Annotated in this window: 29 protein-coding genes; 7 read left to right on the plus strand and 22 right to left on the minus strand. The window is 56.4% G+C overall.

The genetic code is table 11. The features are described 5' to 3' along the window. The 9 genes from ACNQ0T_RS20685 to fkpA all read right to left on the minus strand — a co-directional run. Window positions 1-243: GTP-binding protein (locus tag ACNQ0T_RS20685; protein WP_000031670.1), on the minus strand; the 243-nt coding region annotated here is incomplete at its 3' end. A 69-nt stretch (window positions 244-312) separates the two neighbouring features. Then, a complete protein-coding gene (gene fusA, locus ACNQ0T_RS20690; RefSeq protein WP_022649591.1) occupies window positions 313-2,427 on the minus strand; it encodes an elongation factor G in 2,115 nt (704 codons plus the stop codon). A gap of 96 nt (window positions 2,428-2,523) precedes the next feature. Continuing rightward, window positions 2,524-2,994: a 30S ribosomal protein S7 gene (rpsG, locus tag ACNQ0T_RS20695; RefSeq protein ID WP_003861706.1), complete on the minus strand. Its 471-nt coding sequence runs from the start codon at window positions 2,992-2,994 to the stop codon at window positions 2,524-2,526. A 96-nt stretch (window positions 2,995-3,090) separates the two neighbouring features. Continuing rightward, on the minus strand, window positions 3,091-3,465 hold the full coding sequence (rpsL, locus tag ACNQ0T_RS20700) for a 30S ribosomal protein S12 (RefSeq protein WP_000246815.1): 375 nt from the start codon (window positions 3,463-3,465) through the stop codon (window positions 3,091-3,093). Window positions 3,466-3,589: 124 nt separating this feature from the next. Continuing rightward, window positions 3,590-3,877 (minus strand): sulfurtransferase complex subunit TusB, encoded by a 288-nt coding sequence (gene tusB / locus ACNQ0T_RS20705; RefSeq protein WP_022649592.1) that lies wholly within the window; start codon window positions 3,875-3,877, stop codon window positions 3,590-3,592. A 7-nt stretch (window positions 3,878-3,884) separates the two neighbouring features. Continuing rightward, the gene (gene tusC / locus ACNQ0T_RS20710) at window positions 3,885-4,244 is read right to left on the minus strand and encodes a sulfurtransferase complex subunit TusC (RefSeq protein ID WP_023298759.1); all 360 of its coding nucleotides are present in this window, start codon (window positions 4,242-4,244) and stop codon (window positions 3,885-3,887) included. After that, window positions 4,244-4,630, minus strand: a complete 387-nt coding sequence (gene tusD / locus ACNQ0T_RS20715) for a sulfurtransferase complex subunit TusD (RefSeq protein ID WP_003861699.1) — start codon at window positions 4,628-4,630, stop codon at window positions 4,244-4,246. Before tusD ends, tusC begins: the two co-directional genes overlap by 1 nt. Further along, window positions 4,630-5,352, minus strand: a complete 723-nt coding sequence (locus tag ACNQ0T_RS20720) for a helix-turn-helix transcriptional regulator (RefSeq protein ID WP_003861697.1) — start codon at window positions 5,350-5,352, stop codon at window positions 4,630-4,632. The genes tusD and ACNQ0T_RS20720 overlap by 1 nt, the downstream gene beginning before the upstream one ends. A gap of 167 nt (window positions 5,353-5,519) precedes the next feature. After that, window positions 5,520-6,338 carry an FKBP-type peptidyl-prolyl cis-trans isomerase gene (gene fkpA / locus ACNQ0T_RS20725; protein ID WP_003861695.1) on the minus strand — a complete coding sequence of 273 codons (819 nt, stop codon included), beginning with the start codon at window positions 6,336-6,338 and terminating at the stop codon, window positions 5,520-5,522. A 238-nt stretch (window positions 6,339-6,576) separates the two neighbouring features. Here fkpA and ACNQ0T_RS20730 point away from each other — a divergent pair, with 238 nt between their 5' ends. Next, window positions 6,577-6,795, plus strand: coding sequence for a protein SlyX (locus tag ACNQ0T_RS20730; RefSeq protein WP_023298761.1), 219 nt, complete (start codon window positions 6,577-6,579; stop codon window positions 6,793-6,795). Window positions 6,796-6,846: 51 nt separating this feature from the next. On the opposite strand, the gene slyD is transcribed toward ACNQ0T_RS20730, so the two are convergent. The 4 genes from slyD to kefG all read right to left on the minus strand — a co-directional run bounded on the left by slyD (window position 6,847) and on the right by kefG (window position 10,102). Continuing rightward, window positions 6,847-7,437 carry a peptidylprolyl isomerase gene (gene slyD, locus ACNQ0T_RS20735; RefSeq protein ID WP_003861691.1) on the minus strand — a complete coding sequence of 197 codons (591 nt, stop codon included), beginning with the start codon at window positions 7,435-7,437 and terminating at the stop codon, window positions 6,847-6,849. Window positions 7,438-7,531: 94 nt separating this feature from the next. Continuing rightward, complete coding sequence (locus tag ACNQ0T_RS20740) at window positions 7,532-7,732, minus strand: YheV family putative zinc ribbon protein (protein ID WP_022649597.1); 201 nt, start codon at window positions 7,730-7,732, stop codon at window positions 7,532-7,534. Window positions 7,733-7,745: 13 nt separating this feature from the next. Beyond that, window positions 7,746-9,551: a glutathione-regulated potassium-efflux system protein KefB gene (gene kefB / locus ACNQ0T_RS20745; RefSeq protein WP_003861688.1), complete on the minus strand. Its 1,806-nt coding sequence runs from the start codon at window positions 9,549-9,551 to the stop codon at window positions 7,746-7,748. Continuing rightward, a complete protein-coding gene (kefG, locus tag ACNQ0T_RS20750) occupies window positions 9,551-10,102 on the minus strand; it encodes a glutathione-regulated potassium-efflux system ancillary protein KefG (RefSeq protein ID WP_003861686.1) in 552 nt (183 codons plus the stop codon). The genes kefB and kefG overlap by 1 nt, the downstream gene beginning before the upstream one ends. A gap of 132 nt (window positions 10,103-10,234) precedes the next feature. Between kefG and ACNQ0T_RS20755 the strand changes: the two genes are divergently transcribed. After that, window positions 10,235-12,139 (plus strand): ABC transporter ATP-binding protein, encoded by a 1,905-nt coding sequence (locus tag ACNQ0T_RS20755; RefSeq protein ID WP_023298762.1) that lies wholly within the window; start codon window positions 10,235-10,237, stop codon window positions 12,137-12,139. A gap of 15 nt (window positions 12,140-12,154) precedes the next feature. After that, entirely contained in the window at window positions 12,155-13,087 is a 933-nt protein-coding gene (locus ACNQ0T_RS20760; RefSeq protein WP_022649599.1) for a LysR substrate-binding domain-containing protein, read from the plus strand. A 102-nt stretch (window positions 13,088-13,189) separates the two neighbouring features. Here ACNQ0T_RS20760 and mdcH read toward each other — a convergent pair whose 3' ends face one another. The 8 genes from mdcH to mdcA all read right to left on the minus strand — a co-directional run bounded on the left by mdcH (window position 13,190) and on the right by mdcA (window position 20,236). After that, the gene (gene mdcH, locus ACNQ0T_RS20765) at window positions 13,190-14,086 is read right to left on the minus strand and encodes a malonate decarboxylase subunit epsilon (protein ID WP_417930359.1); all 897 of its coding nucleotides are present in this window, start codon (window positions 14,084-14,086) and stop codon (window positions 13,190-13,192) included. Beyond that, window positions 14,086-14,703: a malonate decarboxylase holo-ACP synthase gene (locus ACNQ0T_RS20770; protein WP_063149302.1), complete on the minus strand. Its 618-nt coding sequence runs from the start codon at window positions 14,701-14,703 to the stop codon at window positions 14,086-14,088. The genes mdcH and ACNQ0T_RS20770 overlap by 1 nt, the downstream gene beginning before the upstream one ends. 2 nt (window positions 14,704-14,705) lie before the next feature. Beyond that, the gene (locus ACNQ0T_RS20775; RefSeq protein WP_023307100.1) at window positions 14,706-15,665 is read right to left on the minus strand and encodes an AEC family transporter; all 960 of its coding nucleotides are present in this window, start codon (window positions 15,663-15,665) and stop codon (window positions 14,706-14,708) included. 123 nt (window positions 15,666-15,788) lie between these two features. Beyond that, the gene (gene mdcE, locus ACNQ0T_RS20780; RefSeq protein WP_003861675.1) at window positions 15,789-16,589 is read right to left on the minus strand and encodes a biotin-independent malonate decarboxylase subunit gamma; all 801 of its coding nucleotides are present in this window, start codon (window positions 16,587-16,589) and stop codon (window positions 15,789-15,791) included. Further along, on the minus strand, window positions 16,589-17,422 hold the full coding sequence (locus ACNQ0T_RS20785; protein ID WP_003861672.1) for a biotin-independent malonate decarboxylase subunit beta: 834 nt from the start codon (window positions 17,420-17,422) through the stop codon (window positions 16,589-16,591). The genes mdcE and ACNQ0T_RS20785 overlap by 1 nt, the downstream gene beginning before the upstream one ends. Beyond that, the gene (mdcC, locus tag ACNQ0T_RS20790) at window positions 17,415-17,714 is read right to left on the minus strand and encodes a malonate decarboxylase acyl carrier protein (RefSeq protein ID WP_000411786.1); all 300 of its coding nucleotides are present in this window, start codon (window positions 17,712-17,714) and stop codon (window positions 17,415-17,417) included. Before mdcC ends, ACNQ0T_RS20785 begins: the two co-directional genes overlap by 8 nt. A 9-nt stretch (window positions 17,715-17,723) precedes the next feature. Next, on the minus strand, window positions 17,724-18,581 hold the full coding sequence (locus ACNQ0T_RS20795) for a triphosphoribosyl-dephospho-CoA synthase (protein ID WP_022649605.1): 858 nt from the start codon (window positions 18,579-18,581) through the stop codon (window positions 17,724-17,726). Then, window positions 18,581-20,236 carry a malonate decarboxylase subunit alpha gene (mdcA, locus tag ACNQ0T_RS20800; RefSeq protein ID WP_023298766.1) on the minus strand — a complete coding sequence of 552 codons (1,656 nt, stop codon included), beginning with the start codon at window positions 20,234-20,236 and terminating at the stop codon, window positions 18,581-18,583. The genes ACNQ0T_RS20795 and mdcA overlap by 1 nt, the downstream gene beginning before the upstream one ends. Before the next feature lie 228 nt (window positions 20,237-20,464). On the opposite strand from mdcA, the gene ACNQ0T_RS20805 reads away from it, so the two are divergent. The 3 genes from ACNQ0T_RS20805 to ACNQ0T_RS20815 are packed head-to-tail and all read left to right on the plus strand — an operon-like array spanning window position 20,465 to window position 22,601. Then, on the plus strand, window positions 20,465-21,487 hold the full coding sequence (locus ACNQ0T_RS20805) for a hydrolase (RefSeq protein WP_048966613.1): 1,023 nt from the start codon (window positions 20,465-20,467) through the stop codon (window positions 21,485-21,487). After that, window positions 21,484-21,702 (plus strand): YheU family protein, encoded by a 219-nt coding sequence (locus ACNQ0T_RS20810; RefSeq protein ID WP_014171926.1) that lies wholly within the window; start codon window positions 21,484-21,486, stop codon window positions 21,700-21,702. Before ACNQ0T_RS20805 ends, ACNQ0T_RS20810 begins: the two co-directional genes overlap by 4 nt. A gap of 29 nt (window positions 21,703-21,731) precedes the next feature. Beyond that, complete coding sequence (locus ACNQ0T_RS20815; RefSeq protein WP_003861663.1) at window positions 21,732-22,601, plus strand: phosphoribulokinase; 870 nt, start codon at window positions 21,732-21,734, stop codon at window positions 22,599-22,601. Window positions 22,602-22,686: 85 nt separating this feature from the next. Here the strand turns inward: ACNQ0T_RS20815 and ACNQ0T_RS20820 are convergent, their stop codons facing one another. Then, window positions 22,687-23,091: an OsmC family protein gene (locus ACNQ0T_RS20820; protein ID WP_022649609.1), complete on the minus strand. Its 405-nt coding sequence runs from the start codon at window positions 23,089-23,091 to the stop codon at window positions 22,687-22,689. A 310-nt stretch (window positions 23,092-23,401) separates the two neighbouring features. Here ACNQ0T_RS20820 and crp point away from each other — a divergent pair, with 310 nt between their 5' ends. Beyond that, window positions 23,402-24,034 (plus strand): cAMP-activated global transcriptional regulator CRP, encoded by a 633-nt coding sequence (crp, locus tag ACNQ0T_RS20825; RefSeq protein ID WP_000242758.1) that lies wholly within the window; start codon window positions 23,402-23,404, stop codon window positions 24,032-24,034. Window positions 24,035-24,051: the final 17 nt, after the last annotated feature.

The raw sequence follows: 24,051 nt of genomic DNA on the forward strand, positions 1-24,051 counted from the left end.
GTCTACGTGTGCGTAGTGGCGAGTCGGGGTGTCATACTCAACGTGAGAGGTGTTGATGGTGATACCACGAGCTTTTTCTTCTGGTGCGTTATCGATCTGGTCGAAAGCACGAGCAGCACCGCCGTAGGTTTTAGCCAGTACGGTAGTGATTGCAGCAGTCAGGGTAGTTTTACCATGGTCAACGTGGCCGATAGTACCAACGTTGACGTGCGGTTTTGTACGTTCAAATTTTTCTTTAGACACGGCTATATTCCTTACTATAGTGCTCTCCCCTTCGGAGAGAGCACGGGACTTAGGTTTTAATCCTGTGGATTACTTACCACGGGCTTCGATAACGGCCTGAGCAACGTTGTTCGGCGCATCATCATACTTCAGGAATTCCATAGTGTATGATGCACGACCTTTGGTCAGAGAACGCAGCTGAGTTGCATATCCGAACATTTCAGACAGCGGAACTTCAGCGTGGATCTTAACGCCAGTTACTTCGGATTCCTGACCACGCAGCATACCGCGACGACGGCTCAAGTCACCGATAACGTCACCGGTGTTCTCTTCCGGAGTTTCTACTTCCACCTTCATGATTGGCTCAAGCAGAACTGGTTTTGCTTTCTTAAAGCCTTCTTTAAAGGCAATAGACGCAGCCAGTTTAAACGCCAGTTCAGAGGAGTCAACGTCGTGGTAAGAACCGAAGTGCAGACGAACACCCATGTCTACAACCGGGTAACCAGCCAGAGGACCAGCTTTCAGCTGCTCCTGGATACCTTTATCAACGGCAGGGATGTATTCGCCAGGAATTACACCACCTTTGATGTCGTTGATGAACTCGTAACCTTTAGGGTTAGAGCCCGGCTCCAGTGGGTACATGTCGATCACAACGTGACCGTACTGACCGCGACCACCAGACTGCTTAGCGTGTTTACCTTCAACATCGGTAACTTTCGCGCGAATCGCTTCGCGGTAAGCAACCTGAGGTTTACCCACGTTCGCTTCAACGTTGAATTCACGCTTCATACGGTCAACGATGATGTCCAGGTGCAGTTCACCCATACCAGCGATGATGGTCTGGTTAGATTCTTCATCAGTCCATACGCGGAATGATGGGTCTTCTTTCGCCAGACGGCCCAGAGCCAGACCCATTTTTTCCTGGTCAGCTTTGGTTTTTGGTTCAACCGCGATGGAGATTACCGGCTCAGGGAATTCCATACGCTCCAGAATGATCGGGTGATCCGGGTCACACAGGGTGTCACCAGTAGTCACGTCTTTCAGACCGATAGCAGCAGCGATGTCGCCCGCACGAACTTCTTTGATCTCTTCACGTTTGTTAGCGTGCATCTGTACGATACGGCCAAAACGTTCACGCGCCGATTTCACGGAGTTCAGGATGGTGTCACCGGAGTTAACCACACCAGAGTAAACGCGGAAGAAGGTCAGGTTACCCACGAATGGGTCGGTAGCAATTTTGAACGCCAGCGCAGAGAACGGCTCGTCATCACTTGCGTGACGCTCAGCCGGAGTATCTTTACCGTCGTCCAGGATGCCGTTGATCGCAGGAACGTCAACCGGGGATGGCAGGTAGTCAACTACCGCATCCAGCATTGCCTGAACACCTTTGTTCTTGAACGCAGAACCACAGGTTACCAGGATGATTTCGTTGTTCAGAACACGCTGACGCAGAGCAGATTTGATCTCTTGCTCAGTCAGTTCTTCACCACCCAGGTATTTCTCCATCAGCTCTTCAGAAGCTTCTGCTGCGGATTCGATCAGGTTCTGGTGCCATTCGTCAGCCAGGTCCTGCATCTCTGCCGGGATATCTTCGTATTCGAAGGTAACGCCCGCATCTGCTTCGTTCCAGTTGATGGCTTTCATTTTCACCAGGTCGATAACACCGGTGAAGCCTTCTTCAGCACCAATTGCCAGCTGAAGCGGAACAGGGTTCGCGCCCAGACGGGTTTTGATCTGGCCAACAACTTTCAGGAAGTTAGCACCCATACGGTCCATTTTGTTAACGAACGCGATGCGTGGAACTTTATATTTGTTAGCCTGACGCCATACGGTTTCAGACTGTGGCTGAACACCACCAACTGCGCAATAAACCATTACCGCGCCGTCAAGAACACGCATGGAACGTTCTACTTCGATGGTGAAGTCAACGTGCCCTGGGGTGTCGATGATGTTTACGCGATGCGGTTCGTACTGCTTAGCCATACCTGACCAGAAAGCAGTAGTCGCTGCGGAGGTGATAGTAATACCACGCTCCTGCTCCTGTTCCATCCAGTCCATGGTGGCTGCGCCGTCATGAACTTCACCGATTTTATGGTTTACACCGGTGTAGAACAGAATACGTTCGGTAGTAGTGGTTTTACCGGCGTCGATGTGCGCACTGATACCGATGTTACGGTAGCGTGCGATGGGTGTTGTACGAGCCATTTGATTCCTCGTTTATATCTTTAGGCGTTCAGTTAAGTTACCCAGAGCGGGCGGCTTCTCTGAAGCGCCCGCCTGGTGACTACGACTCCGAAGGGATTACCAACGGTAGTGTGCGAACGCCTTGTTGGCTTCTGCCATACGGTGAACGTCTTCACGTTTCTTAACTGCAGTACCTTTGTTTTCTGCAGCATCAGAAAGTTCGTTCGCCAGACGCAGAGCCATGGATTTATCACCGCGTTTACGAGCAGCTTCAACGATCCAACGCATTGCCAGAGCATTACGACGAACCGGACGAACTTCAACTGGAACCTGATAAGTAGAACCACCAACGCGGCGAGACTTAACTTCTACAGTCGGGCGCACGTTGTCGAGAGCGACTTCGAAAGCTTCCAGTTCATTTTTACCAGAACGCTGAGCCAGGGTCTCCAGCGCGCTGTATACGATTGCTTCTGCAGTAGATTTTTTACCATCTACCATCAGGATATTTACAAATTTTGCCAGCAGTTCTGATCCGAATTTCGGATCTGGAAGAATTTTACGCTGACCAATGACGCGACGACGTGGCATGGGATTACTCCGTTGTTAATTCAGGATTGTCCAAAACTCTACGAGTTTAGTTTGACATTAAGATAAATCAGTTTGGCCTTACTTAACGGAGAACCATTAAGCCTTAGGACGCTTCACGCCGTACTTGGAGCGAGCCTGCTTACGGTCTTTAACACCTGAGCAGTCCAGCGCACCACGAACGGTGTGGTAACGAACACCCGGAAGGTCTTTAACACGACCGCCACGGATCAGGATCACGGAGTGCTCCTGAAGGTTGTGACCTTCACCACCGATGTAGGAAGTCACTTCGAAACCGTTAGTCAAACGCACACGGCATACTTTACGCAGTGCGGAGTTTGGTTTTTTAGGAGTGGTGGTATATACACGAGTACATACGCCACGTTTCTGCGGGCAGGCTTCCAGCGCAGGCACGTTGCTTTTTGCAACTTTGCGTGCACGTGGTTTGCGTACCAGCTGGTTAACTGTTGCCATTAAATAGCTCCTGGTTTTAGCTTTTGCTTCGTAAACACGTAATAAAACGACCTCATACAATATGAGGACGCGAAATTTTAGGGCTACGTCGAAAAGGTGTCAAGAAATATACAGCGATCTCAAATCACCAGTTCATTTGACTGGCGTGCGTCACAGTAAGATTGACGAAATCAGTATAGCCAACCACGTCAATTTTGGCTGAAATTTGACCAGAAAGACCCCGCGCATCCAGATCCTCTTTAAGCGCAGAGACTGTTATGGGGGCATTAGCGAGGATTTCAACAAAACGGCTGCCATCAAGCGCCGCGAGCACGCCATCCTGAATCAGCAGCAGATCATCGCCTTCGCGCAGCATGCTCAGTAACGTGTCGATATCGCATTGCCACGGTGAACGGCTCAGGGTATGGAGCATGATAGCCTCAGAAAGTCAGAACGGTATCGTAGTGAGAAAGTTGTTCGCGCAGCGCAGAAGATGTCAGGATCGTCACGTCCAGCACGAACGGTATTTTCTCATTTAACCCACGAGCGGCCAGCGAGTCGGCGCACACATAGAAGGTTTCAATGTCATAGAGCGGCAGAACTTTAAAGGTCGCAATGTAGTCGCGCGCAAGAATGGCCTGCGGTTGTTGGCCTGCCAGAAGCTGGAATACGCCATCGCCTAAAAAGAAGACGCCAATATCTTCGGTTAAAGCCGAGGTCGCGAGCAATGCATCCAGCCCTTCCCGGCCTGAAGCGCTGCCATGCGGGGCAGAAGTAAAAACAAACGCTACGCGCTTCATCAAAATTGCACCACTCTGTCGCAGGTCAACGCCGCCTGTGCTAATGCGCCTAATCCGCTGAGCGAAAAGCCCGGTTGCAGGTTAGCCCCTGCCAGACCAAGGCGTTCGGCTTCAGTCGCATCCGTCACGCCGCGACGCAGTGCCGCCGCGACGCAGATATGCAGGTCGACGCCCTGCGTTTCGTTTAATTTTTGCCAGGCGCGCACAAGGTCAAACTCATCGCTCGCCGGGGACGTAAACTGGTTCGCGTTATAGACCCCTTCACGATAGAAGAAGACGCTTGCCAGTTCATGACCGGCATCAAGCAGCGCATGGGCAAACTGTAGCGCGCTGCTGGCCTGCTGGGTACCGTACGCCGGGCCCGTCACCATTAACGCAAAACGCATTACTTGTCTTGCCCCAGGAAGTCGCCGCTTTTGAACTGGCGAATATAGAGGTAAACCGTGTGTTTGGAGATATTCAGGCGATCGGCCACCTGGTTGATGGCATCTTTGATATCAAAAATCCCTTTCTCATAGAGGTTCAGGACGATCTGACGATTCTTGGCGTTGTTGGATACGTTGCGATCGGCATTCACCTCTTCAATGGTGAACTCCAGCGTCTGTGTCACGAGATCCTCAACAGAAGAGGCAAAGTTCACCGATGAGCCCACGTCCGGCGTTTCTGGCGGAATGAAAGTGCTCATGATTTGCGAGAATGGCACATCAAGGTTCATGTTGATGCACAGCAGACCGATCACCCGGTGTTCGCGGTTTCGAATCGCGATAGTTTCTGATTTCATCAGCACGCCGCTTTTGGCGCGGGTGAAATAGCATTTTGAGACGCTGCTGTCCGCGCCGGTCATGTCATGCAACATACGCAATGCAAGGTCGGTGATTGGCGAACCAATTTTACGGCCAGTGTGCTCACCATTCGCAATGCGGATAGCGGAACACTTAAGATCTTGCAGGGAATGCAATACGATTTCGCAGTGGGAACCAATGAGCATCGCTAACCCGTCCACTACCGCTTCGTAGGATTTCAGAATATCGAAGTCGGTCTGGTCAAATGGACGTTGATCCAGCAAATCAAGTTCACTGGTTTCGTTGGTTAAAAGCGACCTGGACATGAAAAAAACACTCCTTTTCAGGAGCCTGTCGTTAGGTTTTCAGGGCAGGCTCATTATCTACACGGACAACTAAATTAATACAGCGTGTATAACGCTTTCCAGTGTTAATTATATCTGCCCCACAATAAAAAAACCGCCGCCTGTAAAGGCGGCGGTTTTTTTCAGCATTACTTCTTAGCTGCTGCGGCTTTGTCGTCAGCCGGTGCGTCTGTTTTCGCATCCGCTTTCGGCGCCGGTTTGATGTCCAGCAGTTCTACATCAAATACCAGCGTAGAGTTAGCCGGGATACCCGGAACGCCGGTTTTGCCGTAAGCCAGATCCGGTGGGATGACCAGCTTGATTTTACCGCCTTTCTTGATGTTCTTCAGGCCTTCGGTCCAGCCCGGGATCACACCGTCCAGACGGAAGGAGAGAGGCTCACCGCGAGTATAAGAGTTATCGAACTCTTTACCGTCGATCAGCGTACCTTTGTAGTTAACTACAACGGTGTCGCTGTCTTTAGGCGCGTCGCCGGTACCTTCTTTCTCAACTTTATAGATCAGGCCAGTAGAAGACGTTTTAACGCCTTTCTCTTTAGCGAACTTATCGCGGTAGGCTTTGCCTTTCGCTTCGTTATCTTTAGCGTCTGCTTCCATCTTGGTCTGAGCGGCGCCTTTCACGCGCGCTTCAAACGCTTGCAGAGTCTGCTCGATTTCCTGGTCAGACAGTTTGCTCTTGTCTGCGAACGCATCCTGAACCCCTGCGATCAGCTGGTTTTTGTCCAGTTTGATGCCCAGTTTCTCTTGTTCTTTCAGAGAGTTTTCCATGTAACGGCCCAGAGACGCGCCAAGTGCGTAGGCGGATTTCTGGTCGTCATTCTTGAATGCCGCTTTGCTGTCTGTAGTCGCAGCAGGCTTCGCAGCAGTATCAGCAGCGAAAGACAGCGGCGCATTGAGCGCTACAGCCATAGTGGTCGCCAGCAGCGTAACTTTAAACAGTGATTTCATCCATATCTCCAGGACCTGAGGTCTCTCACCCCAGTGTTAAACGTAAATGAGTGACGTACTATAAAACGTTGTGGAAGAAATCTACAGACAGACTCCCCCGAATGTCGCTTCTTTTCAGACTATTTTTGTTTAAATAAGTTTCTTGTCAGGGAGATGGATACTGTACTTAAGGAAAAAGTCAGATAAACTTCGCCGCCGCTGGTCCATTATGGCGCATGAGAGATAAACGAGGTGAATGATGAAGGATACAACGATCGAAGCGAGACTGGCTGAGCTGGAAAGCCGCCTGGCTTTTCAGGACATCACCATCGAAGAACTGAACCAGACCGTGACGGCTCATGAGCTTGAAATGGCAAAAATGCGCGATTTGATGCGACTTCTCACTGAAAAAGTGAAGGCAACGCAGTCGTCGCACATCGCCTCTCAGGCTGAAGAGACGCCACCACCTCATTATTGAGGCGTAAAAAAAGCGGGATTATCCCGCTTTTTTATTTTCCGCAGTACGGAATCAGTGGCAGCCGCAGCCGCCGTTACCGCAACCACCTTTACCGTGGCCGTGATCATGACCATGATCGTGGCCGTGACCACCGCAGCAGCCGTCGTGGCCGTGATCGTGGTCATGGTCGTGACCGTGCGCACCATGAACGTGGCCATGAGCCAGCTCTTCTTCGGTCGCTTCACGGATAGCAACAACTTCTACGTTGAACTTCAGGTTCTGACCAGCCAGCATGTGGTTGCCGTCAACCACAACGTGGTCGTCTTCAACTTCTGTGATTTCAACCGGAACCGGACCCTGGTCAGTTTCAGCCAGGAAGCGCATGCCAACCTGCAACTCGTCAACGCCCATGAACACGTCTTTAGGAACGCGCTGAACCAGGTTGTCATCATACTGACCGTAAGCGTCGTTCGCGCCGACAGCAACGTCGAATTTGTCGCCAACTTCATGACCTTCCAGCGCCGTTTCCAGGCCGGAAATCAGGGAACCGTGACCATGCAGGTAGTCCAGCGGCGCACTCACCGGAGACTCATCAACCAACACACCGTCTTCTGTACGTACCTGATAGGCCAGGCTGACCACCAGGTCTTTTGCTACTTTCATGATATCTCCTGAGCGTGGGAAAATTGCTGGCGCAGATTGTAGCGGAATTCTGCACCCGTGTACCCTTAAGCTTAAAAAAACTCAGAGCATATCGCTAGTCTGGATGAAAAATGCCGATCACTTGCTCTTCTTTGCGAACGTGATCGCGGGCTTCTTTGTCGGCCTCACGCATCTGGTGACCGCACTTAACACATTCAACAATATCGATATTATTCTCCCGCCACATGGCCAGCGTATCTTGCGCCTGGCAGGACGGGCATTTTGCGCCCGCGATAAAGCGTTTACGTAAAGCCATCTTTCGTTACCCTTTATTCAAATTCATCCCAGCCGTCGAGCTGGCGTCGTTCCTGTTGCATCTCACGCTGGAAGATCTCCTCCAGTTCGCGACGCGCTTCCCGCACGCGGGAGATCTGCGCCGTGTCGCTGTGCACAGGCATCAGTTCACGCAGCATTCGCATATCCAGCCGGCGGAAATGCATCTGGGCGCGTTGCGCCTGGTGAGGATGCATACCCAGCGAAACCAGCGCCTTGCGCCCCAGCTCCAGCGCGCTGGAGAAGGTTTCGCGGGAGAAGTGTTTCACACCCGCCTGCAAAAGTTCGTGAGCCTCAACACGTCCGCGCGCACGCGCCAGAATATGCAGATGCGGGAAATGCTGCTGGCACAGCTCCACCAGCTTCATTGTGTCTTCCGGATCGTTACAGGTGATGACGATGGACTCCGCAGCCTCTGCGCCCGCCGAGCGCAACAGCTCAAGCTGCGTCGCATCCCCGTAGTACACCTTATAACCATATTTGCGCATCAGGTTGACGGCGCTGATATCGCGCTCCAGCACCGTAATGCGCATTTTATTTGCCATCAACAGGCGACCAATCACCTGTCCGAAGCGGCCAAAGCCCACGACGATCACCTGCGGTTTATCATCTTCCACCCACGGCGCTTCGTCTTCATCGTCTGCGGGATTCAGGCGGCGCGACAGCAGTTTGTCCACCAGCTTCATCAGCAGCGGCGTGGTCATCATCGACAGCGTGACCGTCACCAGCAGCAGCGCCATCTGGTCATCTTTGAACAGCTTCTGAGACGACGCAGTGGAAAACAGCACAAACGCAAACTCTCCGCCCTGACTTAACACGCTGGAAAACTGCATCCTTTCCGAGCTGCGCAGCCCGTAAATCCGCGCGAGGAGATACAGCACCAGCGTTTTGACCGCCACCAGCACGGCGACACTCGCAATAACCCACAGCAGATGGGTATAGAGCACGCCAAGATTAAGCGCCATACCCACCGAGATAAAGAACAGCCCTAACAGCAGCCCCTTAAACGGATCGATGGCGGTCTCCAGCTCGTGGCGGTACTCGCTTTCCGCAAGCAGCACCCCGGCGATAAACGTCCCGAGCGCCATCGACAGCCCCAGCGCATCCATAAACAGCGCTGAACCAAGCACCAGCAGCAGCGTTGCGGCGGTGAATACCTCGCGTACGCCGGATGCCGCAATAAACCGGAACACTGGACGCAGTAAAAACCGTCCGCCGATCAGCATCCCCGCGAAGGCCAGCACCTTCATGGAGATCTTCATCCAGTCGAAATGATCGTCTCCGGAGCCTGCCAGCAGCGGCACCAGCGCCAGCGCCGGGATCACCGCTAAATCCTGGAACAGCAGCACCGAAAAGCCCAGTTGCCCCGCCTCGTTGCGGTTCATCCCTTTGTCGCGCATCAGCTGAAGCGCCATCGCCGTCGACGACATCGCAAGACCGATCCCGCCAATCACCGCGGCCTGCCAGGAAAACTGCGTCAGCATCAGCAGGCCCGCCAGAATGGCGGCGCTGAGCAACACCTGCGCCGCCCCGACGCCAAAAATAGATTGCCGCAGTTGCCACAGCTTGGACGGATTAAGCTCAAGCCCGATGATAAACATCAGGAACACCACGCCCAGCTCGGAGAAGTGGAGAATTTCATCCACATCGCTGATAAACCCAAGCCCCCAGGGACCAATGGCTATCCCCGCCAGCAAATAGCCCAGCACCGCGCCAATGCCGAGACGCGCGGCAAGGGGGACCGCGACGACGGCGGCAAACAAAAACAGCACCCCGGCGAGGAGTAAATTCGAACCGTCCATTAGCGTCCTCCCGCCGGAATCGGTGACGCCAGCCATTCGCCATAGGCCCTGGCATGGCTCGCCAGCGCTTTCGGATCCTGCCGCCGTGCCCAGTAGATAATAATCGGGCTCATCCAGTGCATACGGCACATCGCCGCCGTCAGCTCAAACGGCCGCAGAATGTCGCTCATGGGGTAACGGTTCAGCCCGTCGTGACGGTAAGCGCTTTCCGGCTCACCGGTGGTGATGACACTCCGCCAGTACTTTCCCGCCAGCTGGTTGCCCCCCACCCCGCTGGAAAAGCCCCGGCTCAGCACGCGGTCCAGCCACTCTTTCAGCAGCGCCGGACAGCTATAGGTATAAAGCGGATGCTGGAACACAATCACGTCGTGCTGACGCAGCAGTTCCTGCTCGTAAGGAATATCAATAAAGAAATCGGGATAGTGCGCGTAGAGATCGTGCACCGTTACGTTACTGAGCTGTGTGGCCGGCTTAAGCAGCACCCGGTTTGCCACCGAGTCCTGTGATTCCGGATGGGCATACAGCAGCAGCACTTTCGCTGTCTGAGACATCACTCCCCTCCCGGTTCTGTTTTTGTGTATTGTTGTCGTTTTGGGCTACCATGGCGGCCCGGTGGGGAAATTGGCCCACACCTTACATTATCATAATGACAAATTAACATAGTCGGAACATACGGCGCTTCTATGATTGTTTTCTCCTCGTTACAAATTCGTCGCGGCGTGCGCGTCCTGCTGGATAACGCGACTGCTACCATCAACCCGGGCCAGAAAGTGGGGCTGGTCGGCAAAAACGGCTGCGGTAAATCCACCCTGCTGGCACTGCTGAAAAACGAGATAAGCGCGGATGGCGGGAACTTTACCTTCCCGGGCAACTGGCAGCTCGCCTGGGTAAACCAGGAGACCCCCGCGCTGAGCGAACCGGCGCTCGACTATGTTATCGACGGCGACCGTGAATACCGCAAGCTCGAAGCGGAGCTCAACGCCGCCAACGAGCGCAACGACGGCCACGCCATCGCCACCGTCCACGGCAAGCTGGACGCCATCGACGCCTGGACCATTCGCTCCCGCGCCTCCAGCCTGCTGCACGGCCTGGGCTTCAGCAACGAACAGCTTGAACGCCCGGTGAGCGATTTCTCGGGTGGCTGGCGTATGCGCCTTAACCTGGCGCAGGCGCTGATCTGCCGCTCTGACCTCCTGCTGCTCGATGAACCGACCAACCACCTCGATCTCGATGCGGTTATTTGGCTGGAGAAGTGGCTCAAGAGCTATCAGGGCACTCTGATTCTGATCTCCCACGACCGCGACTTCCTCGACCCGGTGGTGGATAAAATCATTCATATCGAACAGCAAAGCCTGTTCGAGTACACCGGCAACTACAGCTCTTTCGAGCGCCAGCGCGCGACGCGCCTCGCCCAGCAGCAGGCGATGTATGAAAGCCAGCAGCAGCGCGTGGCGCACCTGCAAAGCTTTGTGGATCGCTTCAAGGCCAAGGCGTCAAAAGCCAAGCAGGCGCAGAGCCGCGTCAAAATGCTGGAACGCATGGAGATGATCGCCCCCGCGCACGTGGATAACCCGTTCCACTTCAGCTTCCGCGAGCCGGAGAGCCTGCCGAACCCGCTGCTGAAGATGGAAAAAGTGAGCGCGGGCTATGGCGATCGCATTATTCTCGACTCTATCAAGCTCAACCTGGTGCCGGGTTCACGCATCGGTCTGCTGGGGCGTAACGGTGCCGGTAAATCGACGCTGATCAAGCTGCTGGCGGGCGAGCTTAACCCGGTCAGCGGCGAAATCGGGCTGGCGAAGGGCATCAAGCTTGGCTACTTCGCTCAGCATCAGCTGGAATTTTTACGCGCCGATGAATCGCCGATCCAGCACCTGGCGCGCCTGGCGCCGCAGGAGATGGAGCAGAAGCTGCGCGACTACCTCGGCGGCTTTGGCTTCCAGGGCGATAAGGTGACTGAAAATACAGCGCGTTTCTCCGGCGGCGAAAAAGCGCGTCTGGTGCTGGCGCTGATCGTCTGGCAGCGTCCAAACCTGCTGCTGCTCGATGAACCGACCAACCACCTCGATCTCGACATGCGTCAGGCGCTGACCGAAGCGCTGATCGAGTTCGAAGGGGCGCTGGTTGTCGTTTCGCACGATCGCCACCTGATCCGCTCCACCACCGACGATCTCTATCTGGTTCACGGCGGCAAAGTGGAACCGTTCGACGGCGACCTGGAAGATTACCAGCAGTGGCTGACGGACGTGCAGAAGCAGGAAAACCAGCCGGAAGAGTCAGCGAAAGACAACGCCAACAGCGCCCAGGCGCGTAAAGACCAGAAGCGCCGTGAAGCGGAACTGCGCACCCAGACTCAGCCGCTGCGTAAAGAGATTACCCGTCTCGAAAAAGAGATGGAAAAGCTTAACGCCACGCTTGCCGCCGTCGAAGAGAAGCTGGGCGACAGCGAACTGTACGATCAGAGCCGCAAAGCGGAGCTGACGGACTGTCTGCAAACGCAGGCGAAAACCAAATCCAGTCTCGAAGAGTGCGAAATGGCATGGCTGGACGCGCAGGAACAGCTGGAAGCGATGCTGCAAGCCGACTAACACGCCGGGAGGGTTATGGGCTTCGATACCACGAGCGAGATTACATTCCGTAAGCTCAGCATCTTTATGACGTTCATGGACAAGGGCAATATCGCACGTACCGCCGAAACGCTCGGCCTGAGCGGTGTCAGCGTGCACCGCGCGCTGCATACCCTCGAAGAGAACGTCCGCTGCCCGCTCTTTGCTCACAAAGGGCGTAACCTGATTGCCCTCCCCTCCGCGTGGACGCTGCTGGAGTATTGTCAGGAGGTGATGCAGGTGATGGAGCGCGGGCTGGAAGAGTCGCGCAAGATTGCCGGTATCGGCCAGGGACGGTTGCGCGTCGGTACGCTTTACTCGCTGACGCTGGAAACCGTGCCGCGCCTGATAATGGGCATGAAGCTGCGCCGTCCGGATCTGGAGATGGATCTGACGATGGGCTCGAACGAAACCCTGCTCCATATGCTGGATGAGGGTTCGCTGGATGCGATTTTAATCTCTATCTCCGAGAGCGATATCGACCGTAACAGCCTCGAAGTGCTGCCCCTGTTCCATGACGATATTTTCCTTGCCGCACCGGCCTCTGCCACGCTGAATACCAGCGGTCCCGCCGATCTGCGTGACTATAAAGATCAGAAGTTTGTCGCCCTCGCGGAAGGGTTCGCCACTTACGCCGGGTTTCAGGAAGCGTTTCATATTGCCGGTTTCGAGCCGGAGATTGTGACGCGGGTAAACGATATTTTCTCGATGCTGAGCCTGGTGCAGGCGGGGGTCGGGTTTACGCTGATGCCGGGCAGGATGAAGAAAGTGTACGAAAATTCGGTGCAGCTACTGAAGCTGGCACAGCCGTACCAGATGCAGCAGCTGATTGCGATCGTCTTTGCCCGCAACCGCGAGCAGGATCCGAGCCTGCGGGCATTGGCCGCGGAAGGGCGGATGTACGCCAGAAGTTTGCAGGACGGAGCCTGAGGCCTTGCCGGGTGGCGACGCGTTGCGTCTTACCCGGCCTACAAAATAATACAACCGAACCCGTAGGCCCGGTAAGGCGCAGCCGCCACCGGGCAAAAAAACTCACGCACGAAGTCGACCCCCCAGATGCACCGCCACGTCCACCCCGCTGCGCTCCAGCGAAATAGATTCGCCTTCCCACGCCGCCTGCCGCGTCAGGCAGGTTAATATGCCTCCCGGCGGCATCTCAATCGCCAGCCGCGCTTCACGCTCGTTAGCGGAAATCACCGCCTCCTGCCAGCGCACGGTTCGCGCCATGTTCATTGCCAGATCGTCGGCAATTTTCTCCGGCTGCCAGAGCACGCGTCCGGTACTGCCGCTCAGGTACGCGCAGCGGGGACGGGAAAGCGTGACCGATTCAAACGCCGCTGCCAGCTTCTTCGCCGGTTCCGCCAGCAGCGCGCAGTGCGATGGCACGCTCACCGTCAGCCGTTTGGCCTTGCTTGCACCCTTCGCCAGCGCGCGCTCCGCCACCTGCGCCATACCTTCATCGGTTCCGGCAATCACGATCTGCGTTTCGGCGTTCAGGTTAGCGATATAGGTTCCAGTCCCCTGAATCAGGTTTTCCACCTGCGGCAGGGTCAACCCCATAATCGCCGTCAGGCCGTAGCCGTGCGGATACGCCTGCTCCATCAAATCACCGCGCAGCGCCACCAGCTTCAGCGCATCCGTAAAGTCCAGCGAGCCTGCGATAACCGCCGCAGGATAAGCGCCAATGGACAGACCGCTGACAATATCCGGCGACACGCCGCGACGTTCCAGCTCGCGCGCCCAGGCCACGCCGGCAATCAGCAGTGAAAGCTGAACCGCACGGGTGTGGGTTAACGAGGATGCGCTGTCCAGGGTATCGACTTCCGCCCCCAGCACAGCACGGGCCTGCTCCAGCTCCGTTCCCGGCAGGTTTTGCAGCATACCTTCGTGCTGTGTGCCCTGCCCCGGAAAGGTAAACAGTATTTTCATTACTCCTCCCTGTGCCATGGATCCGCTACCAGGCGCGGTCCACATTGCGTTTTTAGCAGCGTTTTGCCGTCGCGTAACCATTCTGCCAGCGCGAATCCGCCCTCGGGCGTGTCCACCTGCGTATCCGCCCGGCACAACGCACGGCTGAGCTGAGCCTGCCAGTCAGTAAACGCCTCAGGGGAAACGGTACGCGGGGCGCGGATCAGCAGATCGAGATCGCTATCGGCGTGGATCACCGGAATGCCGGTCGCCAGCGCGTAACCCGTACTGCCGGTTATCCCCCACGTCCACGGCCACGACTGCTGCGCAAGCTGAAGCGCCACCTGAACCGGCGGCTGAGTGACAAACGGCGAACGCAGCAGGTCGGCGGCAACGCTCAACTCTTCGGGCGACACCACGCGCAACACGTTCTCAGGCTTCACCCATCCGGCCGCCCGCTGGTCGCGGCGCAATCCGCGCACGCCAACGGGAATACGGCCTTCATTATCAACATCACGCCGCACCACTACCGGCAGCCCGGTATGCCAGGCCGCGTCTGCCCAGGATTCGGTAATCCCTTCCAGGGCGTCGCGCGCGGTAAGCCAGATGAGGTCGTGTGGGCGTAATGTTGCGGTCATGATTACATTCCTGAAGTCAGCGAGATAAACAGCGGCAGCGACAGGATACACAGTATGGAGCTCAACAGCAGCACGGCTTCAGCATCCGGCGACTGCACGCCAAAGCGGTTACCGAACACCACGCCAAAGAAGCCCGCAGACAGCGCAATCATCAGGATGGCGGTGATCGCCACGGAGCCGTGCAGACCGAAGATTAAAACAATACCCCAGGCAATCGCTGGCTGGATCAGCAGCTTGGCGATAGTGGAAGTGATCACCATGGTGTTGATCTGAAGCTTACGCGCGGAGAGGATCACCCCGGTCAGGAACAGCGCCGCAGCGGTCGCGGACAGTCCCAGCGGTTTAATCGCCGCCAGTACCAGCTCTGGCATTTTGATGCCGATAGCGGACAGGATCACACCCAGCAGCGGGCCCATCACGATCGGTTTTTTAATGGAGCGCCACATCAGCACCGGCAGCATGGAAAGCGTTGAACCGGAGTTATTGCCCTCGGCGCGCGCTTTTTCACGCTCCAGAATAAGCAGGCAGAACGGGGTCATCAGCACCGAACCACAGGCGATGGAGACCGCCACGGAGAGTGAAGTAGAAGAACTTTCACCCAGCACGCTGCCCAGAATCGGCAGGCCGAGCGCCGCATAGTTTGGCAGGGCGACGGTCAGCGTCAGTACGGCCGCATCCTGCGGAGATTTTTTAAAGACTTTGGTGGCGAGGAAGTAGATGGCCGCATAGGTGATCCACATCGCCAGGGTGAGCACCAGGATCAGCGGCGACTGCGCCACAATGCCGGTCCACGGGGTTTGCACGGTGGCGCTGAACAGCGCGGCAGGGAGTGCAAAATCCATAACGAAGATATTCAGCAGGGAAACATTTTTGTTATCGACCATCTTTGCTTTACCGGCCCAGAATCCCAGCAGCATGATGACGAAAATCGGTGCAAGAGCATGAACAATTACGTAAGTCATAAATCACCTGTAGTAAAAAAGTTTAAGCACTGGCGCGATGTTTATTATTTTCAGGATGCAGGTTCCCGCGTGGACGCAACGGGCGCGCCCACGGGGTAATGCATCTGGCAGGTCTCTTTTTACTTACCAGCTGGCTCGCATACGTTCACGTACGAGCGCCGAGCTGCGGCGGTTGTCAGCACCCAGACGGTTTTTCAACGTGGTGTCCTGACGAGCGTCGCTGATGGCCTGTTGCAGGGTAGTTTTCACCCGCGTCAGATCGCTTTCGGAAGGGGCATCCGGGTTGCTGATATCCAGCAGGTCGGAGAGCAGCCCCAGCGTGGCGTAGTTGCTGATGTCGTACGCCATTGGCGGAATGGTTGCCGCCAGTTTTTCCAGCGCCTCCACGGTACGCAGCGTAATGCGCGCCGCAGACTCTTTGCCCATGGCATGGATCAGCACGCCTTTATCGTTGAAGGCAATCAGGCGGTTGGCCTGGTAGCCGTGCGCCAGAAACGCGCCGGACATGGCCTTACCGACGATAAGACCAATCACCGGATGCCCCGCCAGCCGCGCATTGGCATAGGCGGCAGCGGCGCCGGCCAGCGCCTGGTGGATACCAAACGCCTCTTCGCGACGGCCATAGGCCTGGCTTGGGACATCGATCACCGCCACAATCGGGCGCTTCACGGCTTTATCGGCGTCAGCGGCGACGGTTTCGCTGACCACTTTTGCCAGCGTCCAGCCCTCCAGCAGCCCCACTTCCCCTTGCGCCGCGCGCGGGAAGTGGTTGTTGGCGTCCGGCACCACGGCGACAAAACGCACCGTTTCACCGTTCAGCTCGCCGTCTGCCGCCTGCACGGACGGGCATAACCCCTCCAGACGTTTCGCGTTCGGGGCCAGAGTTTCCAGCCAGAGTTCGCCACGGCTAATTGAGTTAGTCATCATTTCACCTCCCGGGCAAAAAGCGCTTTAATCTGTTCGGCATCGGCCTGTTTGCGGGTGTCGAAATTCGTCAGACGGTTCAGGTAATCGTCATAGTTATCGGTGCGATGTTTCGCCGGTACGCCTTTGGCGATGGCCTCGTTCATCGCGGCTTTCACCGCGTTCACGCCGTCGCCCACCAGCGCGTCCACCAGCCCACTTTCATAGCGCACTTCGCCGCCGGTCATGCTCCAGATAAACGGACGGTCGCGGGAGTCATACTCTTCAATGCCCGCTTCCTGCTCAATAACCTGCGGGCCGTTGAGGCCAAGACGCGCTTCGCGGGTTACAATCAGGTAGCTGCACAGCGCCGCGGCGATAGACATCCCGCCGAAGCAGCCCACGGTCCCGGCGACAATCCCGACAACCGGGGTATAGCGACGCAGGTCAACGATCGCGGCGTGGATATCGGCAATCGCCGCCAGGCCGAGGTTGGCTTCCTGCAAACGTACGCCGCCGGTTTCGAGGCACAGTACCGCCTGAGTCGGAATGCCGTTGCGGTTATCTTCCGCCGCCAGCTCCAGCGCCGCCGCCATTTTGGCACCGGACACTTCGCCCATGCTGCCGCCCTGGAAGGTGCCTTCAATCGCCACCACCACTGCAGGCTGGCCGTTGATGGTCCCTTTCGCGACTACCATGCCGTCATCGGCCTGAGGAACAATCCCCTGTGGCCCAAGCCACGGAGAGATAATGCCTTCAAACGGATCCAGCAGTTCGCGGTAGCTGCCGTCGTCGAGCAGCGCCTGCGCACGCTGGCGCGCTTTTAATTCGATAAAGCTGCTGTCATCACGCATGGTTCACCCCTTCAAAAACCTGTTCGATACGAATGCGTGCCACGCCCGGCGTCGCGCCGAAGTCGTGGATGGTCAGCTTACCTGCGGGCAGGCTGCTGACGGTTTGCAGGCGATTGAACAACGCCTCCCAGCGCCCACGGCTGTTGTCGACGGAGGTGGTGATATCAATGGTTAAGGTCTGGCCCGGTTCGGCGGTGAAAAGCACCTCCATATCCCCGGAACCGACTACCCCTGCCAGCGCCCTGCCGCTTACTTCGCGGCTGGCGGGCACGGTCAATGTGATTTTTTCCATAACATCCTCTTAATGCTTTGAATAGGGCGTTTCGACGCGGTCAAGAAACAGCGTGGCGGCAAGCAGGTCTGCGGCTCCGCCCGGCGAGGCGTTAAGCGTCAGCATCTGACGGTCTAACCGCGCCAGCGCCTGCTGCCCCGCAAGTGTTGCGCATCCTCCCGCGTTCAGCACCGCACGGGCGCCGTTCTGCATGGCATCCAGCCCCTCCATGCCGGCGCGCGACAGCACGCAGGTGTCGGTGAGCGAGGTCATGATCGCCATCAGCGCGTCGAGTCTGGCCTGCGTTTCGCTGCTGCCGTTGAGGCGGCTGAGGTGAAGCTGCGGCAGCGCGCGCTGCATGATGTGCGGAAACGCCTGCTGAGCCTCTTCACGCGCGCCCGGTACACGGTAGCGGTGCGTGACGCGTAACCCCTTGCTGAATACTTTCGGCGCCGCGTCATCCGGCAGTTTCGCCAGCTGAGCGGCGGTGTTCGCGACGGTTTGCGCCCGGGCATCGCCGCCCAGCATCGCCACCGCGCTCACCAGCAATCCCAGCGCCCAGATCGCGCCACGGTGTGTGTTCACGCCGTCGGTAGCGGCCATCATCTGCCGTTCGCCTTCACGACCCAGGCGGCCAACGGTTTGCCTGAGGGCAATATCCGCCGGACGCTGCCAGCTCTGTTGCGCCAGCGCCTGAAACGTGGGGGTCAGGCTGTGAGCGGAGCGCTCCATCAGCGCAAGCGATAAATCGTGATGCGCGCCGTTCCCCCGGCTGTCCACCAGACCGGGCTTCGGGCTTAAACGTGCTTCGTCAATCAGACACTGCGTGGCGGTTCGCGCCAGCCATTCGGCACCGCCTTCAACCTGGATCTGGGGCAGAAGTTTCATTACCAGCTCCGGAATTTCGCAGGTGGGTTATACAGGCCGCCGGACCACTCAACGAGGTCAGCCACGCTGCCCGCAGCCAGCAGAGAGCGGGTGGCATCGGTACGACGAATGCCCATATCTTCCGGATACACAACCTTGCCGCTCTGGCGCAGTTCCGCCACGCGTTTGGCGTCAACGCCCAGACCGATATCGGTGATACCCGCCACGGCGGCGACCATGGCGCGACGCTCTTCCAGATCTTTCGCCCGGTAGAGGTAAGCAATCCCCTCTTCCGTCAGCACGTGGGTGACGTCATCGCCGTAAATCATGACCGGCGCCAGCGGCATGCCGGAGGCTTTCGCCACGTCTACGGCGTCGAGTTTCTCCACGAAGGTTGGCTTCACGCCCGCCTGGAAGGTTTCCACCATCTGCACAACCAGCTTTTTACCGCGCTGCATCGGGTCAGGCTCGGTGATCATGTTCAGCCAGGCCGGAGTGGCGTGGCGACGACCGTGCGGATCGTGGCCCATGTTTGGTGCGCCGCCGAAGCCGGAGAGACGGCCGCGGGTCACGGTTGAGGAGTTAGCGTAACCATCAACCTGTAGCGTGGAACCGATAAACATGTCGACCGCGTACTGACCAGCCAGCTGACAGAAGGCGCGGTTAGAGCGCATGGAGCCGTCAGCACCGGTAAAGAACACGTCCGGACGGGCGCGGATGTACTCTTCCATCCCCAGCTCGCCGCCGAAGCAGTGGACGCTCTCCACCCAGCCGCTTTCGATGGCCGGGATCAGCGTTGGATGCGGGTTCAAAGTCCAGTGTTTACAGATTTTGCCTTTGAGTCCGAGCTGTTCGCCGTAGGTTGGCAGCAGCAGTTCGATCGCTGCGGTATTAAAGCCAATCCCGTGGTTCAGGGACTGCACCTGGTGTTCAGCGTAGATGCCTTTAATCGCCATCATCGCCATCAGGATGTGTTCCTGTTTAATCAGGCGCGGGTCGCGGGTGAAGAGCGGCTCAATAAAGAACGGCTTGTCCGCCACCACCACGTAATCGATCCACGAGCCCGGAATATCGACGCGCGGCAGGTCGCACTCGTCGTCCACCAGCTCGTTCACCTGTGCGATGACGATGCCGTCGTGGAACGCGGCGGCTTCCACCAGCGCCGGGGTATCTTCGGTACTCGCCCCGGTGTAGAGGTTACCTTTACGGTCCGCTTTAAAACCGGCAATCAGCGCCACGTTTGGCGAAAGGTCGACGTATAAACGTGAGTAGAGTTCGATGTAGGTGTGAATCGCCCCGATTTCGAGCTGACCATCCTCCAGCAGCTGCGAAATACGCAGGCTTTGCGTACCGGAGAAGGAGAAGTCGAGCTTGCGGGCGATGCCTTTCTCAAAGATGTCCAGATGTTCGCTGCGGCCCACGCTCGGCATGATCATATGCAGATCGTGCACGATTTGCGGGTTCACTTCGGCCAGTGAACGGGAAAGGAAATCCGCCTGCTTCTGGTTGTTGCCTTCCAGAACGACTTTGTCGCCTGGTGCGATCAGTTTTTCCAGCATGGCGACAAGATCGCCGGTTGGCAGTACCTTGCCCTGCACCGGTACGGACGCCAGACGACGCGCTTTCTCGCTGCGTCGGGTGTTCCATTGCCGGGTGGGTGTTTGCCCAGATAACATTATTAACCTCCTGATTCAGCACATCATTCTGATTTGCTTAACGTTGAGTAAAGTGTGCGCTCTGGTGAGAAAGGCATCAATTAAGCGTAGGACGTAATCATTAGCCTGAGAGTAATAATCAAGGTAAAGAAATGTGATCGGGATCAGTTCATGTTTCGGAAAAACGGGCTAAACGGGGTACAATTCGGAAGGTATAGTTAATTTCTGACAAGAATCAGCATCGCCCTTATGACCCAAATCATTCCCTCAGACTTCGACATTGCAGCCGAAGAGAGCGCAGAGTTCGTGCCCATGCGCGGTGTGGCTAACCCTCACCTGCAAACCATGCTGCCGCGCCTGATCCGCCGCAAGGTGCAGTTCAACCCCCACTGGCAGCGCATTGACCTGCCGGACGGTGACTTTTTGGATCTCGCCTGGAGCGAAGATCCGGATCGGGCCAGACATAAACCCCGTCTGGTGGTGTTTCACGGCCTGGAAGGCAGCCTGCACAGCCCTTACGCACACGGTCTCATTGAGGCGGCGAAAGCCCGCGGCTGGCTTGGGGTGGTGATGCATTTTCGCGGATGCAGCGGCGAGCCTAACCGTCAGAAACGCATTTATCACTCGGGTGAAACCGAGGACGGCTCCTGGTTCCTGCGCTGGCTAAGAGACAATTTCGGCGAAGCACCAACGGCAGCGGTGGGGTATTCGCTGGGCGGGAATATGCTGGCCTGCCTGCTGGCGAAGGAGAGCGACGCGGTGCCGCTGGATGCGGCGGTGATTGTCTCTGCGCCCTTTATGCTGGAGCAGTGCAGTTATCATATGGAAAAGGGATTTTCGCGGGTCTATCAGCGCTACCTGCTCAACCTGCTGAAAGCCAACGCCGCGCGTAAACTTAAGGCCTATCCGGATACGCTGCCTGTGACGCTGCAACAGCTCAAACGCGTGAAGCGCCTGCGCGAGTTTGATGATTTGATCACCTCTAAAATTCACGGCTTTGCCGATGCGATTGACTATTACCGTCAGTGCAGCGCCATGCCTTTACTGAATCAAATCACGAAACCCACGCTGATTATCCACGCCAAAGACGATCCGTTTATGGATCATCACTCGATCCCCGCCCCTGACTATCTGCCGGATAACGTGGAGTATCAGCTCACCGAGTTCGGCGGGCACGTGGGCTTTGTTGGCGGCACGCTGCGTCGGCCAAAAATGTGGCTTGAGACGCGTATACCCGACTGGTTAACGGCCTATCTGGACGGTAAAAAATGATTATTCCCTGGCAGGATCTCTCTCCCGACACGCTCGATAATCTGATTGAAAGCTTTGTCTTGCGCGAAGGCACCGATTATGGTGAACATGAACGTTCGCTTGAACAAAAGGTCAACGATGTGAAGCGCCAGCTTAAAAGCGGCGACGTGGTGTTGGTATGGTCCGAACTGCATGAGACGGTGAATATCATGCCCCGCAACGCGTTTCATGGCTGATCTTACACTTTTCCAGTCAGGGAGTTGCTATGTCTGCCAGACATCCGGTTATTGCCGTTACGGGTTCGAGTGGGGCGGGAACCACTACCACCAGCCTCGCCTTCCGCAAGATTTTCGCCCAGCTTAACTTACGGGCGGCAGAGGTAGAGGGCGACAGCTTTCACCGCTACACGCGCCCGGAGATGGATATGGCCATCCGCAAGGCGCGCGATCTGGGTAAACACATCAGCTATTTTGGCCCGGAGGCCAATGACTTCGGCCTGCTGGAGCAAACCTTCCGTGAATACGGGCAGAGCGGCACCGGGCAGTCCCGCAAGTATCTCCACACCTACGATGAAGCCGTGCCCTGGAACCAGGTCCCCGGCACGTTCACGCCCTGGCAGCCGCTGCCGGAACCGACTGACGTGCTGTTTTACGAAGGATTGCACGGCGGCGTAGTGACGCCTCAGCACGACGTGGCGCGCCATGTGGATTTGCTGGTGGGGGTGGTGCCGATTGTTAACCTTGAGTGGATCCAGAAGCTGACGCGTGACATGAGCGAGCGCGGCCATTCGCGAGAGGCGGTAATGGATTCGGTGGTGCGCTCCATGGAAGATTACATCAACTTCCTCACGCCGCAGTTCTCCCGAACCCACATTAACTTCCAGCGCGTCCCCACCGTGGACACCTCCAACCCGTTCGCCGCAAAAAGCATCCCTTCCCTGGACGAGAGCTTTGTAGTGATCCACTTCCGCAACCTGGAAGGCATCGATTACCCCTGGCTGCTGGCGATGCTACAAGGTTCGTTTATTTCGCACATGAATACGTTAGTGGTACCGGGCGGAAAAATGGGGCTGGCGATGGAGCTGATCATGACGCCGCTGGTGCAGCGGCTGATGGAAGGAAAGCAAATCGCGTGAGTTGTTTTGCCCGGTGGCGCTGCGCTTACCGGGCCTACGGGCGTGCTTTTGTAGGGCGGGTAAGCGAAGCGCCACCCGCCAAAAATTAAGCCTCGATCACTTCATACGAATGGGTGATGTTTACCGCTTTCTCCAGCATTAGCGCCACAGAGCAGTATTTCTCCGCAGACAGGTCAACCGCACGCGAGACCGCCGCATCCTTCAGTTCTTTGCCGGTGACGATAAAGTGCAGATTAATATGCGTGAACAGACGTGGCGCCTCTTCGCGACGTTCTGACGTCAGCTTCACTTCACAATCGGTCACGTCATGACGGCCTTTTTGCAGGATCGACACTACGTCGATCGCGCTGCATCCCCCTGCCGCCATCAGCACCATTTCCATCGGGCTGGGGGCTTTATCGCCGGAGTTGCCATCCATCAAAACCTGGTGCCCGGAAGCAGACTCGCCCAGGAACGTTAACCCTTCAACCCATTTCACACGCGCTTGCATATTCACTCACTCCAACGTTGCATTTTTTATGACAGATTACGTGTACGTTACATTTCTCGCAACGGAAGGCGACCTGCGTCATGCTGAAGCGAGACACCAGGAGACACGCGGCGAAAGCTATGCTAAAACACTCTGGATGCTACAGTAATACATTGACGTTACACATGTATGCAGAGGACATCAAACTTTACTGGCTGCGAAACGTTACGACAGCCGACTTCCCAGGTATGGGTAAGAATTCGATTGCAACCCCAGAGTCCGGATGCATCTTATGACTCTGGTGACAGCTTATAACAGAGGATAACAGCGCATGGTGCTTGGCAAACCGCAAACAGACCCGACTCTCGAATGGTTCTTGTCTCATTGCCACATTCATAAGTACCCATCAAAGAGCACGCTGATTCACCAGGGTGAAAAAGCGGAAACGTTGTATTACATCGTTAAAGGCTCGGTGGCCGTGCTGATCAAAGATGAAGAAGGGAAAGAGATGATCCTTTCTTATCTGAACCAGGGCGATTTTATCGGTGAACTGGGCCTGTTTGAAGAAGGCCAGGAACGTAGCGCCTGGGTTCGTGCAAAAACAGCATGTGAAGTGGCTGAAATTTCTTACAAGAAATTCCGTCAGCTGATTCAGGTCAACCCTGACATCCTGATGCGTCTTTCTTCCCAGATGGCACGCCGTCTGCAAGTGACCTCTGAGAAGGTGGGTAACCTCGCCTTCCTGGACGTGACCGGTCGTATCGCGCAGACTCTGTTGAACCTGGCGAAACAGCCAGACGCCATGACCCACCCTGATGGTATGCAAATTAAAATTACCCGCCAGGAAATCGGTCAGATCGTCGGCTGCTCCCGTGAAACAGTGGGCCGTATCCTGAAGATGCTGGAAGACCAGAACCTGATCTCCGCCCACGGTAAAACCATCGTGGTTTACGGGACCCGTTAATTCCGGTCAGACGGCGT

Origin of the sequence: Enterobacter cloacae complex sp.6700776 (genome assembly GCF_048284255.1) — a bacterium.
In the GTDB taxonomy this organism is placed as follows: domain Bacteria; phylum Pseudomonadota; class Gammaproteobacteria; order Enterobacterales; family Enterobacteriaceae; genus Enterobacter; species Enterobacter intestinihominis.

What these genes read in the sequence shown, in the direction of transcription:
- fusA (WP_022649591.1), bottom strand. Translation starts at nt 2,427, where the DNA reads ATGGCTCGTACAACACCCATCGCACGCTACCGTAACATCGGTATCAGT.
- rpsG (WP_003861706.1), bottom strand. Translation starts at nt 2,994, where the DNA reads ATGCCACGTCGTCGCGTCATTGGTCAGCGTAAAATTCTTCCAGATCCG.
- rpsL (WP_000246815.1), bottom strand. Translation starts at nt 3,465, where the DNA reads ATGGCAACAGTTAACCAGCTGGTACGCAAACCACGTGCACGCAAAGTT.
- tusB (WP_022649592.1), bottom strand. Translation starts at nt 3,877, where the DNA reads ATGCTCCATACCCTGAGCCGTTCACCGTGGCAATGCGATATCGACACG.
- tusC (WP_023298759.1), bottom strand. Translation starts at nt 4,244, where the DNA reads ATGAAGCGCGTAGCGTTTGTTTTTACTTCTGCCCCGCATGGCAGCGCT.
- tusD (WP_003861699.1), bottom strand. Translation starts at nt 4,630, where the DNA reads ATGCGTTTTGCGTTAATGGTGACGGGCCCGGCGTACGGTACCCAGCAG.
- ACNQ0T_RS20720 (WP_003861697.1), bottom strand. Translation starts at nt 5,352, where the DNA reads ATGTCCAGGTCGCTTTTAACCAACGAAACCAGTGAACTTGATTTGCTG.
- fkpA (WP_003861695.1), bottom strand. Translation starts at nt 6,338, where the DNA reads ATGAAATCACTGTTTAAAGTTACGCTGCTGGCGACCACTATGGCTGTA.
- ACNQ0T_RS20730 (WP_023298761.1), top strand. Translation starts at nt 6,577, where the DNA reads ATGAAGGATACAACGATCGAAGCGAGACTGGCTGAGCTGGAAAGCCGC.
- slyD (WP_003861691.1), bottom strand. Translation starts at nt 7,437, where the DNA reads ATGAAAGTAGCAAAAGACCTGGTGGTCAGCCTGGCCTATCAGGTACGT.
- ACNQ0T_RS20740 (WP_022649597.1), bottom strand. Translation starts at nt 7,732, where the DNA reads ATGGCTTTACGTAAACGCTTTATCGCGGGCGCAAAATGCCCGTCCTGC.
- kefB (WP_003861688.1), bottom strand. Translation starts at nt 9,551, where the DNA reads ATGGACGGTTCGAATTTACTCCTCGCCGGGGTGCTGTTTTTGTTTGCC.
- kefG (WP_003861686.1), bottom strand. Translation starts at nt 10,102, where the DNA reads ATGTCTCAGACAGCGAAAGTGCTGCTGCTGTATGCCCATCCGGAATCA.
- ACNQ0T_RS20755 (WP_023298762.1), top strand. Translation starts at nt 10,235, where the DNA reads ATGATTGTTTTCTCCTCGTTACAAATTCGTCGCGGCGTGCGCGTCCTG.
- ACNQ0T_RS20760 (WP_022649599.1), top strand. Translation starts at nt 12,155, where the DNA reads ATGGGCTTCGATACCACGAGCGAGATTACATTCCGTAAGCTCAGCATC.
- mdcH (WP_417930359.1), bottom strand. Translation starts at nt 14,086, where the DNA reads ATGAAAATACTGTTTACCTTTCCGGGGCAGGGCACACAGCACGAAGGT.
- ACNQ0T_RS20770 (WP_063149302.1), bottom strand. Translation starts at nt 14,703, where the DNA reads ATGACCGCAACATTACGCCCACACGACCTCATCTGGCTTACCGCGCGC.
- ACNQ0T_RS20775 (WP_023307100.1), bottom strand. Translation starts at nt 15,665, where the DNA reads ATGACTTACGTAATTGTTCATGCTCTTGCACCGATTTTCGTCATCATG.
- mdcE (WP_003861675.1), bottom strand. Translation starts at nt 16,589, where the DNA reads ATGACTAACTCAATTAGCCGTGGCGAACTCTGGCTGGAAACTCTGGCC.
- ACNQ0T_RS20785 (WP_003861672.1), bottom strand. Translation starts at nt 17,422, where the DNA reads ATGCGTGATGACAGCAGCTTTATCGAATTAAAAGCGCGCCAGCGTGCG.
- mdcC (WP_000411786.1), bottom strand. Translation starts at nt 17,714, where the DNA reads ATGGAAAAAATCACATTGACCGTGCCCGCCAGCCGCGAAGTAAGCGGC.
- ACNQ0T_RS20795 (WP_022649605.1), bottom strand. Translation starts at nt 18,581, where the DNA reads ATGAAACTTCTGCCCCAGATCCAGGTTGAAGGCGGTGCCGAATGGCTG.
- mdcA (WP_023298766.1), bottom strand. Translation starts at nt 20,236, where the DNA reads ATGTTATCTGGGCAAACACCCACCCGGCAATGGAACACCCGACGCAGC.
- ACNQ0T_RS20805 (WP_048966613.1), top strand. Translation starts at nt 20,465, where the DNA reads ATGACCCAAATCATTCCCTCAGACTTCGACATTGCAGCCGAAGAGAGC.
- ACNQ0T_RS20810 (WP_014171926.1), top strand. Translation starts at nt 21,484, where the DNA reads ATGATTATTCCCTGGCAGGATCTCTCTCCCGACACGCTCGATAATCTG.
- ACNQ0T_RS20815 (WP_003861663.1), top strand. Translation starts at nt 21,732, where the DNA reads ATGTCTGCCAGACATCCGGTTATTGCCGTTACGGGTTCGAGTGGGGCG.
- ACNQ0T_RS20820 (WP_022649609.1), bottom strand. Translation starts at nt 23,091, where the DNA reads ATGCAAGCGCGTGTGAAATGGGTTGAAGGGTTAACGTTCCTGGGCGAG.
- crp (WP_000242758.1), top strand. Translation starts at nt 23,402, where the DNA reads ATGGTGCTTGGCAAACCGCAAACAGACCCGACTCTCGAATGGTTCTTG.